This window comes from Maritimimonas sp. 2405UD52-3, assembly GCF_056591715.1.
The window spans coordinates 282,033-297,171 of sequence record NZ_JBWQOL010000001.1 but is presented as its reverse complement, the minus strand read 5'-3'; the positions used below and the strand labels follow the sequence as shown (position 1 = coordinate 297,171).

General features: G+C 33.8%; 12 protein-coding genes. 10 read left to right on the top strand and 2 right to left on the bottom strand.

All coding sequences use genetic code 11. The features are described from left to right. Positions 1–44 precede the first annotated feature (44 nt). The 10 genes from AC1EU5_RS01355 (at position 45) to AC1EU5_RS01310 (ending at position 13,272) form a co-directional block, all read left to right on the top strand. On the top strand, positions 45–2,156 hold the full coding sequence (locus tag AC1EU5_RS01355; protein ID WP_480190545.1) for a carboxy terminal-processing peptidase: 2,112 nt from the start codon (positions 45–47) through the stop codon (positions 2,154–2,156). A 9-nt stretch (positions 2,157–2,165) separates the two neighbouring features. Further along, positions 2,166–3,254, top strand: coding sequence for an ABC transporter permease (locus tag AC1EU5_RS01350; protein ID WP_480191082.1), 1,089 nt, complete (start codon positions 2,166–2,168; stop codon positions 3,252–3,254). A 68-nt stretch (positions 3,255–3,322) separates the two neighbouring features. Next, entirely contained in the window at positions 3,323–4,651 is a 1,329-nt protein-coding gene (gene tilS / locus AC1EU5_RS01345) for a tRNA lysidine(34) synthetase TilS (protein ID WP_480190544.1), read from the top strand. A 43-nt stretch (positions 4,652–4,694) separates the two neighbouring features. Next, positions 4,695–5,633, top strand: a complete 939-nt coding sequence (locus AC1EU5_RS01340; protein WP_480190543.1) for a tryptophan 2,3-dioxygenase family protein — start codon at positions 4,695–4,697, stop codon at positions 5,631–5,633. Between the two features lie 48 nt (positions 5,634–5,681). Continuing rightward, complete coding sequence (locus AC1EU5_RS01335; protein ID WP_480190542.1) at positions 5,682–6,092, top strand: lipocalin-like domain-containing protein; 411 nt, start codon at positions 5,682–5,684, stop codon at positions 6,090–6,092. 104 nt (positions 6,093–6,196) lie between these two features. After that, positions 6,197–6,973 (top strand): DUF3108 domain-containing protein, encoded by a 777-nt coding sequence (locus AC1EU5_RS01330; RefSeq protein ID WP_480190541.1) that lies wholly within the window; start codon positions 6,197–6,199, stop codon positions 6,971–6,973. A 73-nt stretch (positions 6,974–7,046) separates the two neighbouring features. Next, positions 7,047–8,315, top strand: a complete 1,269-nt coding sequence (locus tag AC1EU5_RS01325; RefSeq protein ID WP_480190540.1) for a peptidoglycan DD-metalloendopeptidase family protein — start codon at positions 7,047–7,049, stop codon at positions 8,313–8,315. Positions 8,316–8,411: 96 nt separating this feature from the next. Then, positions 8,412–9,977 carry a glucose-6-phosphate isomerase gene (gene pgi / locus AC1EU5_RS01320; RefSeq protein ID WP_480190539.1) on the top strand — a complete coding sequence of 522 codons (1,566 nt, stop codon included), beginning with the start codon at positions 8,412–8,414 and terminating at the stop codon, positions 9,975–9,977. 152 nt (positions 9,978–10,129) lie between these two features. Further along, a complete protein-coding gene (locus AC1EU5_RS01315; protein ID WP_480190538.1) occupies positions 10,130–12,742 on the top strand; it encodes a TonB-dependent receptor in 2,613 nt (870 codons plus the stop codon). Between the two features lie 98 nt (positions 12,743–12,840). Continuing rightward, on the top strand, positions 12,841–13,272 hold the full coding sequence (locus AC1EU5_RS01310) for a hypothetical protein (protein WP_480190537.1): 432 nt from the start codon (positions 12,841–12,843) through the stop codon (positions 13,270–13,272). Here AC1EU5_RS01310 and AC1EU5_RS01305 read toward each other — a convergent pair. Both AC1EU5_RS01305 and AC1EU5_RS01300 read right to left on the bottom strand, forming a co-directional pair. Further along, on the bottom strand, positions 13,265–14,041 hold the full coding sequence (locus AC1EU5_RS01305) for an amidohydrolase (RefSeq protein WP_480190536.1): 777 nt from the start codon (positions 14,039–14,041) through the stop codon (positions 13,265–13,267). The genes AC1EU5_RS01310 and AC1EU5_RS01305 overlap by 8 nt on opposite strands. Before the next feature lies 1 nt (position 14,042). Then, the gene (locus AC1EU5_RS01300) at positions 14,043–15,083 is read right to left on the bottom strand and encodes an endonuclease/exonuclease/phosphatase family protein (protein WP_480190535.1); all 1,041 of its coding nucleotides are present in this window, start codon (positions 15,081–15,083) and stop codon (positions 14,043–14,045) included. Positions 15,084–15,139 lie beyond the last annotated feature (56 nt).

Genomic DNA, 15,139 nt, shown 5'->3' with positions numbered 1-15,139 from the left:
AGTAGTTCAGTAGATAGATTTAAGTGAAAAGATTAGAAACGTTTATGAAAAAAAATTATAAGATTATAGTACCGTTGGTGCTATTAGCAGGAGTTCTATTGAGTTTTAATATCAAAAGAAATTTTGATCCTGAAAAAGACAAAATACTCATGGGTCTTGTGCGATATGCCTTAACTCAAGGGCATTATGAACCTCAAGATATTAATGATGAATTTTCAGAACGTGTTTTTGACGATTTTATTCAAGGATTAGATCCTACCAAACGTTTCTTTACGCAAGAAGATATCAACCAATTTTTATTTTTTAAAGATAAAATTGACGACCAAATAAAAAATGAAGACCTTACTTTTTACAATATGGTCTACTCAAGATATGCCAAACGTTTGCGTGAGGCTAGAAATTTCTATCCTGAAATATTGAAGTATCCATTTGACTTTGAAAAAGATGAAGAGATCAATATTGATTATGAAAATAAAGCCTTTGCTAAGAATAAAGTTGAGTTGATGCGTAACTGGAAAAAACAGTTAAAACTAAATACCATTTCTCGTTTACATAATAAACTAGAGATTGAAGAGGATAAAAAGAAAGAAGACGCTTCTTATGAAATAAAATCAATGAAAGTACTTGAAGAAGAAGCTAGAGAAGCAACCAAGAAAAGTACAGCTGATTTCTTCAATTTTATGGATGACCTAGACGATACTGATTGGTTTTCAGTTTTTGTGAATAGTATTTCTGGAAATTTTGATCCGCATTCAACCTATTTTGCGCCAAGAAACAAAAAACGCTTTGACGTAGAGATGTCTGGTAAGTTAGAAGGCATTGGAGCAAGATTGCAGAAAAAAGAAGATTATACTACTGTTGCAGAATTAATTTCTGGCGGGCCTGCATGGAGAGGCGGTGAATTGGAAGTTGGTGATGTTATTTTAAAAGTGGCTCAGGCAGATGGTGAACCCCTTGATATTGTTGGTATGCGCTTAGACGATGCTATAGAATTCATAAAAGGGAAAAAGGGAACCGAAGTTCGTTTAACTGTTAAGAAGATTGACGGCTCTACTCAAATTATTTCAATTATAAGAGACATTGTAGAGCTTGAAGAAACCTTTGCAAAGACAAGCGTTGTTGAAAAAGACAAACGAAAATTTGGAGTCATTAATCTTCCAAAATTCTATATAGACTTCAGTCAAAAGAATTTTAGAAATTCTGCAACAGACATGGCTAGAGAAATCCAGCGAATGGAGCAAGAAAATGTTGAAGGTCTATTAATTGACTTAAGAAATAATGGTGGAGGATCTTTAGAAACTGCCATTGCCATTGCCGGACTATTTATTGAAGAAGGCCCTATTGTTCAAGTGAAGTACAGACAAAGTAAACCAAAGATCAGAAAAGACAAAGACTTTAAAATTAGATGGAACAAACCATTAGTAATTCTTGTAAATGAACTATCAGCTTCTGCTTCAGAGATCTTTGCAGCGGCTATGCAAGACTATAATAGAGCAGTTATTATTGGTAGTAAGCAAACCTTTGGTAAGGGCACCGTTCAAAATTTATTACCGTTGAATAACTATCATAAATATGACAAGGATTTAGGCGCTTTAAAAATGACAATTCAAAAATTCTATAGAATTGATGGAGGTTCTACTCAGTTAAAAGGTGTGGTGTCTGATGTTGCTATGCCAACCAGGTATACCTATTTAGAAATAGGTGAGCGTGACGAAGAAAACCCATTAGCATGGGATAAAATTGAAAGAGCTAATTACAAGACTTGGGATAGGTACGAGAATTTTGATCAGGTGGTAAATAACAGCAAAAAGCGTATAGGTACGAACTCTCATTTCATCTTAATTGATAAAAATGCTAAGTGGCTAAAAGAAGGTCGTGAAGATGATGTTGTATCTCTTAACTTTGAGGAATATGCAAAGGATATAGAAAAAAGAGAGACTGAAAGTAAAGAATTCAAACCTATTTATGAGTACTCAAATAATTTGACATTTAAATCTCCTAAGTATGAACTTCCGTTGATTGAGCAAGACTCTGTTCTGGCTAAAAAGCGTGAAGTTTGGCATAAAAATTTAAGCAAAGATATTTATGTTGAGGAAGGTTTAAATGTGCTTTCTGAATTAAAAGTAAAAAAATATCAAACGCTAGTTAAGAACTAAAGTACTTACATACTAGTGTCAAATTCACTTACACAATTAGCCCTGAAGAGATTCAAAAAGAATCGTTCAGGGCTCATTAGTTTAATATATATTGCTCTTTGTGGTATTGTTGCAATTTTTGCCTATGTCTTCTCTCCTGATAAGACAAGCAATGCCAATCAGATGCATTTAGAAATTCATTCTAAAAAACCAGGATTTGAAGTTCAAATGCTGACCATTCCTTCTGAGGAAACTCAAACACAATATTGGCTGAAAACACTCTTGTTGGGTAAACAAAATACCTCAACAGAAATTCCCATTTCAAACTATCAAATAACTGGCAATAGCTTAGAAATTAGACCCTATTCTGATAGTGAAAATATACAGCAGATAAAAAGTTACTCCTTGAATTTATTTAAGAATAACCCTAAGGATTACGTTTCAACAAAAAAGTTTATTCTCGGCACAGACAAGTATGGAAGAGATTTATTAAGTAGGATGCTCATTGGTGCTCGTATTTCGTTTTTTATTGGTTTTATAGCTGTTTTCATTTCATTGGTTATTGGTATTACTATTGGTGGAATCGCTGGTTATTATGGTGGAAAAGTAGACACTTTTATTATGTGGATTATTAATATAACCTGGTCAATTCCTACGCTTTTATTAGTTATTGCTATTACCCTGGCTTTAGGAAAAGGATTTTGGCAGGTTTTTGTTGCTGTAGGTTTAACCATGTGGGTAGAAGTTGCCAGAGTAGTAAGAGGTCAAATTATTAGTGCTAAAGAACAGCAGTATGTAGAAGCGGCAAAAGCTTTAGGTTTTTCAGATATGCGTATCATTTTTAAGCACATTTTACCCAATATAATGGCTCCGGTAATTGTGATTTCAGCAGCTAATTTTGCTGCAGCTATCTTAATTGAAAGTGGACTTAGTTTTCTGGGTATAGGTGCTCAACCTCCAACACCTTCATGGGGTGCGATGATCAAAGATCATTATAGTTATATTATTCTGGGAAAGGCATACTTGGCAGTCATTCCAGGTCTTGCAATTATGAGTTTAGTAATGGCTTTTATGCTAATTGGCAATGCCTTGCGTGATGCTCTAGATGTGCGCAATTAATCTTTAGCCTCTCTCTTAGATTCGTTCTACATTCAAAATGCCAATTGAATTATTTTACCTTTGTCTTGATGTTACACACATTTCAAAAACATATTAATTCAAAATTTCCTTTTCTAAAAGATAAGAGACTACTTGTTGCTATTTCCGGAGGGATTGATAGTGTAGCCCTTACTTACTTGCTGAAAGAATCTGGTTATCAAATTGAACTTGCACATTGCAACTTTCACTTACGCGGAAAAGAGAGCGATGCAGACGAAGTTTTTGTTAAAGAGCTGGGAAAAGAATTATCACTGAAAACCTATACTCTTTCTTTTGACACCAGTGAATATGCCAAAAAAAACAAATTATCCACTCAAATGGCAGCACGTGAACTTAGATATGATTGGTTTCAAAAAATTTGTGAGCAGCATAACCTGAGTTATATTGCTACTGCCCATCATTTAGATGATAGTATTGAAACTTTTTTGATTAATTTCTCTCGTGGTACTGGCTTAAAAGGACTTATTGGAATTCCTGAAACAAACAATAATATCATCCGACCTTTGCTAACATTTTCAAAACTTGAAATTGAACACTATGCAAAGCAAAATAGTCTTAAGTGGCGTGAAGATGCGTCCAATAAAGAAACGAAATATGTGCGAAATAAAATCAGGCATAAAATTATTCCTTTGTTCAAAGAATTAAACCCTGGTTTTGAGGGTTCTTTTCAAAAAACCCTACAACATTTACAACAAAGTCAAGAAATAATAAATAACACTGTTTCTGAACTTAAAAAAAATGTCTTTTTCAATGAAGAGAAAAATCTTATTAAAATAGATATTCAAAAGGTCAAAGAATTGCCAAATCCTAAAGTTTATTTGTTTGAATTATTGAAAGATTATGGTTTTAGTGAATGGACAGACGTAACCAACCTTTTAGAAAGTCAATCAGGGAAACAAGTATTTAGTCAAACGCATAGATTGTTAAAGGATAGAGATTATTTATTATTATCCAAAATTCACGTCAATCAAAATAATACTTCATTATTAATTGAAGAAGAACAATCTATTCTTAAAACGAATGATTTTAGTTTACGTTTTAAATCAATAGACAATTCATTTAAGTTATCGCTAAACGATCATAGTATTTTTGTAGATTTAGACAAACTTAACTTCCCGTTAGTTCTTAGAAAATGGCAAGAAGGTGACTATTTTTATCCTTTAGGCATGCAGGGAAAGAAGAAAGTAAGCAAGTATTTTAAAGATGAAAAGTTATCGTTATTAGAAAAAGAAGCAACATGGTTACTCTGCTCAGATGATAAAATCATTTGGATAGTTGGAAGGCGAATAGATAATCGTTTTAAAATAACTTCTTCTTCAAAAAAAGCTTTGCAAATAGAGTTAATAAATCACAAATAAGCTTTGTTTTTCTTCTATATTTGTTCGATAAATTCTCCCATTGATGGATAAAGAAATTGAAAAACGTATTGGCCTTCTTAAAGAAAAATATGATGCCATAGGCCAAGACCTCGACACACATCTAGATGGTTTATTGCAAAGTAAACCCATTACTTATTGGGATTATATTCAAACAGATGCATTATTGAATCTTCAAGTACAACGTACTGTTCATCCAGATGAGATGGTGTTTATTATGTATCATCAAATCAATGAACTAATTTTTAAAATGATCTTGTGGGAAATCCGCCAGGTATCATATAACGAGAATCTTACTACTGATTTCTTCGTTTCACGCTTAAAGCGTATCAGTCGTTATTTTGATATGCTTACCGAGTCATTTAATATTATGACTGAGGGTATGGATTTAGAGCAGTATGTGAAATTTAGAGATACGCTGACTCCAGCTAGTGGATTTCAAAGCGCCCAATACCGGCTCATTGAGTTCTGCTCTACTGAATTAATTAATTTAATTGATTATAGGTTTAGAGCTTCTATTGATAGAGATACACCTTTTGAGCACGCTTTTGAGCATTTATACTGGCAAGCGGCAGGAAAAGACCATAAGACCGGTAAAAAAACTTTTCTAATTGAACAATTTGAAGAAAAGTACAAAGACCTGTTTTTGAGAACCATGCAGGAGTATAATACGGTTAATTTATATACCAAGTTTAAATCTTTACCTCAAAAAGATCAGGAAAATATAACTCTAAAAAATGCCATGCGACATTACGATTATACCGTAAATGTAAAATGGGTGATGGCACATTATCGTACAGCCATAAAATATATTGGCGGTGAAGATTCAACCGGTGGCAGTGAATGGGGTAAGTATATGCATCCTAAATTCCAAAAAAGAATCTTCTTCCCCTATTTATGGTCTGAAAAAGAACTAGAAAATTGGGGTATTACAAATTTGACATCCTACGAAATATTATCATAACTATTATATTTGAATTTTTATGTTAAATCAAAAAACGTCTACCTAATTATGAAAAAATTAATCTTATTTTTATTTGTGTCAGTATCCTTATTTTTTACTTCTTGTAGTAGTGATGATGACTCTCCAAGTGCTGACCTATTAATAGGTGAATGGAAAATTATACAGGAATTTGAAAATGATCAAGAAATTGAACTTGATTGCTCTTCACAAGGTATTTTAGAATTCAAATCTGACTTTACATTTACTATTGAGGATTATGAAGAGGATGGTCAAGAAAACTGCGTTTTAGTGGAAGTTATAGATGGAGTTTGGTTAAAGAACAGCAATAGTACTTATACTGTTACTTCCTCTGATGATTTTTCAACCACAGTTAATGTTATTTTCGTAGATCAGAATACATTCCGTGTTACAGAAACGGATGAGGAGGGTACCTATACAACAGTTTATCAAAGACAATAAACGAAATTAATCACATAAATTTAAATTCCTTTCAAAGCGATGCTTTAAAGGAGTTTTTTATTTTTGGAACAGTAATTGTATTTCCTATTTTAAAAGGGAAAATTATGAAAAGGGTATTATTCATATTTATACTATCATTAATAACGATTGGGGCTTCAGCGCAATCTGAAGTACCCGCATTTAAAAAGGGGGAATGGTTAAAATTTAGAATTAGCTACAGCAATTTTTTAAATGCCGGTAATGCGACATTGCAAATAAAAAATGCAAGGCATAAAGGGCAAGAAGCATTCCATGTTGTAGGTAAAGGTAAAACTACTGGTGTCATCAGTTGGTTTTTTAAAGTGAAAGATGACTACCAGTCTTATTTTTATAAGGACAACATCCTACCCTATCATTTCATTAGAAAAATAGATGAGGGTGGGTATAAGAAGAACAAAGAGATCTTTTTTGATCAACCTAATCAAAAGGCGTTGGTCAAAAATCATAAGCGTAAAACCGAAAAATACTTTAGTACAAAAAAGGGGGTTCAAGATATGGTTTCAACCTTATATTATATGAGAAACAAGGATCTCAGCAATTTAAAAGTTGGCAACGAAATTGCTCTGACTATGTTTTTTGATGAGGAAAATTATAATTTTAGATTACGTTTTTTGGGTAAAGAAACCATCAAAACCAAATTTGGTAAAGTAGCTTCTTTAAAATTTAGGCCTATGGTACAATCTGGTCGTGTTTTTAAAGAAAGTGAAAGTTTAACCGTTTGGGTAAGTGCAGATAAAAATAAAATTCCATTAAGGGTAAAGGCATCTCTGGCAGTAGGTTCATTAAGAGCTGATTTAGATGGGTTCAAAGGGCTTGCTAATTCTTTCCCTGTTATATTTTAACAATCACCTGTTTTTAGATTTACATTTAAAATAGTAGCTTTGCCGCAACTCTATCCCTAATATTCAAATAATTGTGAGGCGACTATTCCCCCTACTGCTTTTATTTGTCTTCTTTTCATGTAAAAAAGAAGTAGAAAAAGCTCCCCTGAAAGCTGAGGTCATCAAACCCAAGATTAAAAAAAAATACGGTTATACTTTAAATAATTTCAAGGTTCTTGAAGATACCATTCGCAGTGGTGAAAGTTTTGGAGAAATAATGGACAGAAACCATGTAGCTTCACCAGAAGTATATAAGATTGCCGAGATAATTAAAGACTCTTTTGATGTGAGACGTCTAAGAGCCGGAAAACCATATACTATTTTAGCTTCTAAAGACACCACTGAAAAGGCTCAGGTTTTCATTTACAAACCTAGAAAAACAGAATATGTGGTGATTGATTTTAGAGATTCTATCATGGCTCAAAATCACAAAAAAGAAATTCAAACAGTTATTAAATCAGCTACCGGAAAGATTGAAACTACACTTTCTGAAGCTATAAGTGATAAAGGGTTAGATTATAATATTGTAAATGAGCTTTCGGATATATACGCATGGACTGTAGACTTCTTTCACTTACAAAAAGGTGATAATTTTAAGATTATTTATGAAGAAAAATTTGTAGATGACACTACTTATGTAGGTATTGGTGATGTAAAAGCTGCATATTTTGAACATAAGAATACACCTATTTATGGCTTTAATTATGTTACTGATTCAACGAAAAACATTTCTGATTTTTATGATGAAAAAGCTGTAAATCTAAGGAAGCAATTTTTAAAAGCACCTTTAAAATTCAGCAGGATTTCCTCTCGATATAATTTAAAAAGATATATCAGGTATTATGGTCGCGTGAAGCCTCACAGGGGTACAGATTTTGCAGCACCTATTGGTACTCCTATTCTAAGCACAGCGAATGGAACTGTAGTAGAATCCGCTAGAAGAGGTGGTAATGGTAATTATGTGAAGGTAAAGCATAATTCTACCTACAGTACACAATATTTGCATATGCGAAAGCGTCTGGTAAAACGAGGCGACTATGTAAAACAAGGCGATGTTATCGGCACTGTAGGCATGACAGGGTCGACTGCCGGGCCTCATGTATGTTATCGTTTCTGGAAAAATGGTTCACAAGTTGATCCATTCAAACAAAAATTGCCTTCGGCAGAGCCTATAAAAGAGGCATTAAAAGATCAATATTTTCAGTTTATTTCTCCTATAAAGCAACAATTAGATTTACTTACTTTAGAAGAAGAACCTTCAGCTTTGGCTACAGTTCCAGAAGATGACATGCCTCTTGAATAATTACATTTAACGATAACGTTATCGTAAATTAATTTTTTGCTGACTTCATTTTTCGTGCCCTTTTTATCTTAATTTTGGCAAAACAATTTTGTTCATATGGCCCTGAAATCAATAAACCCTACCAACACAAAAGCTTGGCGATCATTAACTGATCATTTTAATGAGATTAAATCTATCAACATGCAATCTTTATTTCTCAAAGATGAAGATCGTAAGGATAAATTCTCCGTAAAAAGTGGTGCTATTCAATTAGATTTTTCCAAAAATAGAATTAATGAACGAACTCTGGAACTTCTTGTTGATCTTGCCAACGAGGTTGATCTAAAAGATGGGATTTCACAATTATTTTCTGGAGAAAAAATCAATGCCACTGAAAATAGAGCGGTCCTTCATACCGCTTTAAGAAATCAATCTGATATTGCGGTTTATGTAGAAGGTGAAAATGTAATGCCTGAAGTTGAAAAATCACTTCAAAAAATGAAGTCTTTTTCTGAAAAAGTAATATCCGGAGAATTTAAAGGTTATTCGGGTAAAGCAATTACTGATATTGTAAATATTGGTATTGGTGGCTCTGATCTTGGGCCAAGAATGGTAGTAGACGCCTTGCCCTATTATCAAAATGAGTTAAATGCCCATTTCATTTCTAATATTGATGGCGATCATGTTTCTGAAACCTTAAAAAAATTAGACCCTGAAACTACGCTTTTCATTATTGTTTCTAAAACTTTTACTACTCAAGAAACATTAACTAATGCAACCACTGTGAAAAAATGGTTTTTGCAGTCAGCTTCAGAGGAGGATATCAAACATAATTTTGTAGCTGTCTCCACAAATCTTGAAAAGGTAAAAGCTTTTGGTATTGACCCTAAAAATATTTTTACCATGTGGGATTGGGTAGGAGGACGCTACTCTATGTGGAGTTCTGTTGGCTTATCAATCTGTCTAGCATTAGGCTATGATCAATTTCAAGAATTCCTAGAAGGAGCCTATGAGATTGATGAGCATTTTAAAACGGCTGATTTTGATAAAAACATTCCAATAGTCCTAGCTTTGCTTAGCATTTGGTATAATAACTTTTTTGGATCAGAGAGTGAAGTTGTAATTCCTTATTCACAATATTTAACCCAGCTAGTTCCTTACTTACAGCAATTATCCATGGAAAGTAATGGGAAATCCGTTGATAGAAATGGAGAAAATGTAGAATATCAAACAGGAAACATTATTTGGGGAAATACTGGAACTAATGTGCAGCATGCATTTATGCAACTGGTACACCAGGGAACCAAGCTCATTCCTGTAGATTTTATTGGTTTTACTCAATCGCTTCATGGTAATAAAGAGCATCATAAAAAGTTAATGGCTAATTTTTATGCGCAATCAGATGCCCTTTGCCAAGGAAGAACTAAAGAACAAGCGCATTTAGAATTAAAAGTAGTCGGAAAGCTTGACGCCATTAACACATTATTACCTTTTAAGGTATTTGAAGGCAATAGACCTTCAAATACTATTTTAATTGATAAACTAACACCTAAATCTCTAGGGAGTCTCATCGCCATTTATGAGCACAAAACATTTGTACAGGGTTATATTTGGAATATCTATAGTTTTGACCAATTTGGAGTAGAGCTAGGTAAGGAAATGGCTAATAAACTACTATCTTAATATAATTTATTTTCTTTCAGAGGGTTAATCTATAATCAAACCTCAAAAGGCTTTTAATTACTTCTGTAAAAAAGTTAATGTTTTCTTAAAGTTAGTTGTAAGTAAATTACTACTTTTGACGCGGTAAAATTATAAACTAATTCAATTTACGCATGAAGAAAATTACTTTAATAATGGCGGTGGTGTTTTTTGCTATGACATCAGCCATTTATGCACAAACCATTACAGGTACTGTAAATGCTGAAGACGGTCCACTTCCTGGTGCGAACGTTATTGAGAAAGGTACAACTAATGGTACAACTACCGATTTCAACGGTAAATTTTCACTAAACGTAACCGAAGGCTCAGGAACTATTGTGGTTTCCTTTGTTGGTTATGCTGACAAGCAAGTAAATTATACTGTTGCTGCTGGTGAAACGAAAGATTTAGGAACTGTCACCTTACAATCAGACAACACTTTAGATGAAGTTGTTATTATTGGTACGGGTATTATTGACCTTGCTGAGGATAGACAGACGCCAGTTGCTGCAACTACAATTGGTGTTCAAGAAATTCAAGCTAAAGGTGTTGGTAACGTTGAGTTGCCTGAAGCAATTAAGAGTACACCTTCAGTGTTTGTAGCTAATCAAACAGGTTTTGGTGATGGGGCTTTATCTTTAAGGGGTTTTGACGATACAAATACTGCTGTATTATTAAATGGTCAACCTGTAAACTCTCAAGAAGACGGTAGAATTTTCTGGTCTAACTGGGCTGGTATTTCTGATATTGCAAGTGCTATTCAGGTACAAAGAGGTTTAGGTTCGTCTAAATTAGCTATCTCTTCAGTGGGTGGTACAGTAAACATTGTAATGAAAGCCGCTGATAGAGAAAAAGGTGGTTACTTTAGAGTTCTTGGAGCTAACGATAGTTACGGAAAAGTAACTTTTGCCTATGACACGGGGCAGAATGAAAAAGGTTGGGCTTTTTCAGTATTATTAGACCACTGGCAAGCACATAGAAAATGGGCAAGAGGTACTTTTGGTCAAGGTCAAAACTACTATTTTGCAGTGGGCTATCAACCAAATGAAACGCATAGTTTCAACTTTTTGATTACAGGTGCTCCTCAGTTCCATGGTAATAAATGGTCTCAAAATGCTGATAGAAATGCTGCAGATCCTAAATTTAATCAACATTGGGGGTATACAGGAGATCTTCAGAATGGACAATATACTTCTGAAATTGATTCAGAAAGAAGAAATTATTATCACAAGCCTGTTGCTAATTTAAACTGGGACTGGAATATTAGCGATAATTCATCTTTATCTTCTGTATTATATGCATCATGGGGTCGTGGTGGAGGAACCGGTGACCGTGGTAGAGGTAGAATTAGAACAGCTGATCCTGATGGTGATGGACCTTTATTTGGACAATTAGATTACGCTGCCATTGAAGCGCAGGCACGAGCTGACGCTGACGGTATTGCTAACGGAGATGGTGAACGTAATACTAGTTATGCGAGAAGAGCATCTGTAAACAATCACCAATGGTATGGATTAATTACTAACTTTAATACTTCATTTACTGAAAAGATTTCTTGGAATGTAGGTGCTGATATTCGTCTCTATAGAGGTGATCACTTTAGACAAATCACAGATTTATATGGTGCAACTGGTTGGGCCAACGATCGCTGGGATGATGGTATTGTAACTGAAACTTTTGATCCAGACCCATGGGCTTCATTATTTGATTTCGCCCCTGAAGACCAGCGCATTGATTATGACTACTCTGAAGACATAACATATCAAGGGGTATTCTCTCAAATAGAATATGCAAGTGATAAGTTTAGTGCTTTCTTTCAAGGTGCTCTTTCTAACCAATCGTACCAAAGAGATGGTAGATGGGAAAATCAAGGAAAGTCTGATAAATTAAATAAAGTAGGTTATAACTTAAAAGGAGGTTTATCATACACTGTGAATGATATGCACACATTCTTCTTTAATGGTGGTTATTATTCAAGACAACCTTTCTTAGATAATATCTTTAGAAATATCAGAACCTCAAATGAGCTTTTTACTCCAGAGGTAGATAATGAAGATATCACTGGTTTAGAAATTGGGTACAATATCAAAGGGCAAGGATGGAGAGTACGCATTAATGGTTATTATACTGATTGGGATAATAGAGTCCTTTCAGATTTTACTGTAGATGATAATGGAACTCCAGATGATGAAACTGATGATATCAATCAGAATATTTTTGAAAGAGGGGTACGTCAGGTTCATAATGGAATTGAAATTGAAGGTGACTATAGAGCTATTAGTTGGTTAACCTTAAAAGGTTATCTGTCTTCTGGTAACTGGCAATTTAAAGGTACTACTACTACTGATGTGTATAACGATGATAATGGAACTTTGATCTCTTCAACTCCTGATAGAGATATTGACGGTATTAAAGTATTTCAAGCTCCTCAGTTTAATGCTGGTTTAGGTGTAAAAGCTAAAATTGTAAAAGGATTATCTATTGATGGTAATATTGATTATGTTGCTCGTCATTATTTAAGAAATACAAGAGGGGTAATTCCTCCGTTTGATGGTCCTGTTAACAGACCTTATTCATTAACTGATCTAGGGTTGACTTATAACTTTGACCTAGGAAATCAATCATTGACATTTAGAGGAAATGTTTACAATGTATTTGATGAGGTAAGAGTTCAAAATGCTGATGCGTTCGGTTTCTTCCTTACTAATGGTAGAACATTCAATGCTTCTATGAAGTACAATTTCTAAACATTTAAAATTTTGTATATTAAAGCCTCACAATTTGTGGGGTTTTTTTGCGTTTAGATTTTATCGTTTTTATAAAGCGGTTCTAAACAAATCATGTTATGATGAAATTAATTCACTCGCACTGGGCATACATAGTTCTTGCCCTATTGATAATTGCAGTTGTAAATGCTATTATTGGTTTGACCCAAAATAAAGAATTCAAAGAAAAAGATCTTAGAATATCGCTATTTGCTTTAATAATTACACACATTCAATTATTAATAGGCTTAGGTTGGTATTTTATGAGTCCATGGTACAAAACCATGAAAGAAACTGGTATGGGCCAAACTATGAAAAATAGCGCCTTACGTTTTCAGGCAATTGAGCATCCTATTGCCATGATTTTAGCAATTATATTAATCACTGTGGGCTGGTCTAAACATAAAAAGAAAATCACAGATGCTGGTAAATTTAAATCAATTGCTGTGTTTTATGGATTGGGTCTAATATTAATACTGAGTAGAATTCCTTGGGATCAATGGTTTAGCTAATTACAAAAGAATCTTGATCATTCAAAAATTGTAATTTCTTCCTTGTTTGCTGTAGATGTTCACCGCTTAGCGTTGTAATTTCCGTTTTTTCTTGACCTGAGAAATCACTAGAAATTCGTGTACCTAAGCAATCATAAACTGCAGAATGGCCTACATATTGGTAATCATTCGCGTCTAAGCCAACCCTGTTAATACCAACACAATAGCTCATATTTTCAATAGCTCTTGCTTTTAACAGGGCATCCCAGGCTGAAACACGCTTTTCTGGCCAGTTAGCCACATAAATTAATAGATCATACTCTTCCGTGTTTCGAGACCAAACAGGAAAGCGCAGGTCGTAGCAAATCAACGGACAGATTTTCCAACCCATATAGTTCACTATCAATTTATTCTGACCTTGAGTATACGGTTTGTCTTCACCTGCCAGAGTAAATAAATGACGTTTATCATAGGTTTCTATGGTATTATCAGGTTTTACAAAAAAGAGCCTATTATAATAGCTGTTATTTTCTTTAATAGCCAAACTGCCTGTAACAGTGCAATTCTTGGCTTTAGAAATCTGTTGCATCCATTGTACCGTTTCTCCTGTAGTAGACTCAGCAACTTTTTCAGGTTGCATTGTAAAACCTGTGGCGAACATTTCAGGTAAAATGATCAAATCAACAGTCTCAGAAATAGCCATTATCTTTTGAGTAAAATTCTTCCTGTTTTGCTCAGGATCTTCCCAAACCAATTCAGATTGAATAAACGCAATTGTTAAGTCCTGCATGTTAGTTTTGTTCTTTAATTAAATACATATACACCGGAAAATGATCACTATATCCTCCTTGATAGGTATTAAAGTTATAACTCCTTAATGGATAATTTTTAAACCGTCCTTTTTGATTTGTTAAATACTTTTTGTTATAAATCCCTGCTTTAAAAAATTGATAGCCCTCATCTTGCTTTTCCAAAAACGGTTGTGATACTATAATTTGATCAAATAAATTTAATTGATCTCTATAGGCTAAGGTATTAAAACCTCTTCTGTGCATATCTTCCATTGGATTATAGAGTTCATAACATTTTAAATCATTTTTCTTTGATTTGGTCTTGAGTACTTTCTGAATACTAGGGTCAGTAGGATCGTCATTAAAATCACCCATCGTTACGATCTTAGCATTCTTAGTTTCTTTTCGTATGGAGTCCATAATTTTTGAATTGAGCTTAGCAGCAGCCATTCGCAAATGATTACTTTTCTGTTTGCCACCTCTTCGTGAAGGCCAATGATTTACAATTAGATACATAAGGTCGTTTCCCAATACTCCTGAAACTACTAATTGGTCTCTGGTATAATCCCGAAAATTATCTTCATTATAAAGTAGTAATTCATATGTTTTATAGCCTAACGGTTTAAAAAACTGTCTCCTATATAACAATGCTACGTCTATACCTCTTTCATCAGGAGAGTCTTGATGAATAAATTGATAGCCTTTATCCTTTAAATGAGATGAATTGATTAAATCCTTCAAAACACTCTCATTTTCTACCTCACATAACCCTACAATTACTGGGCTCATCTGTGCTTTTTCAAAACCAATTTCAGAAATCACCTTACTTAGCTTCTCAATCTTATCCCAATATACTTTAGTGTTGTAATTATATTTTCCCTTAGGAGTTCTTGCGTCATCAAAGGTTTTAGGATCATTTATGGTGTCAAATAAGTTCTCTACATTATAAAATGCAATAGTTCTAATATCATAGCTCTTTTGAGCTTGAAGGTTACACGAAAAACCAAAGAATAGAAGTACCAGGAGCTGCTTTAAAGTCATACAAGTCGCTTTAAACTATCGTTTTAATAAAATTTTACTATCTTTTTACCATAAAT

What these genes read in the sequence shown, in the direction of transcription:
- AC1EU5_RS01355 (WP_480190545.1), top strand. Translation starts at nt 45, where the DNA reads ATGAAAAAAAATTATAAGATTATAGTACCGTTGGTGCTATTAGCAGGA.
- tilS (WP_480190544.1), top strand. Translation starts at nt 3,323, where the DNA reads ATGTTACACACATTTCAAAAACATATTAATTCAAAATTTCCTTTTCTA.
- AC1EU5_RS01340 (WP_480190543.1), top strand. Translation starts at nt 4,695, where the DNA reads ATGGATAAAGAAATTGAAAAACGTATTGGCCTTCTTAAAGAAAAATAT.
- AC1EU5_RS01335 (WP_480190542.1), top strand. Translation starts at nt 5,682, where the DNA reads ATGAAAAAATTAATCTTATTTTTATTTGTGTCAGTATCCTTATTTTTT.
- AC1EU5_RS01330 (WP_480190541.1), top strand. Translation starts at nt 6,197, where the DNA reads ATGAAAAGGGTATTATTCATATTTATACTATCATTAATAACGATTGGG.
- pgi (WP_480190539.1), top strand. Translation starts at nt 8,412, where the DNA reads ATGGCCCTGAAATCAATAAACCCTACCAACACAAAAGCTTGGCGATCA.
- AC1EU5_RS01315 (WP_480190538.1), top strand. Translation starts at nt 10,130, where the DNA reads ATGAAGAAAATTACTTTAATAATGGCGGTGGTGTTTTTTGCTATGACA.
- AC1EU5_RS01310 (WP_480190537.1), top strand. Translation starts at nt 12,841, where the DNA reads ATGATGAAATTAATTCACTCGCACTGGGCATACATAGTTCTTGCCCTA.
- AC1EU5_RS01305 (WP_480190536.1), bottom strand. Translation starts at nt 14,041, where the DNA reads ATGCAGGACTTAACAATTGCGTTTATTCAATCTGAATTGGTTTGGGAA.
- AC1EU5_RS01300 (WP_480190535.1), bottom strand. Translation starts at nt 15,083, where the DNA reads ATGACTTTAAAGCAGCTCCTGGTACTTCTATTCTTTGGTTTTTCGTGT.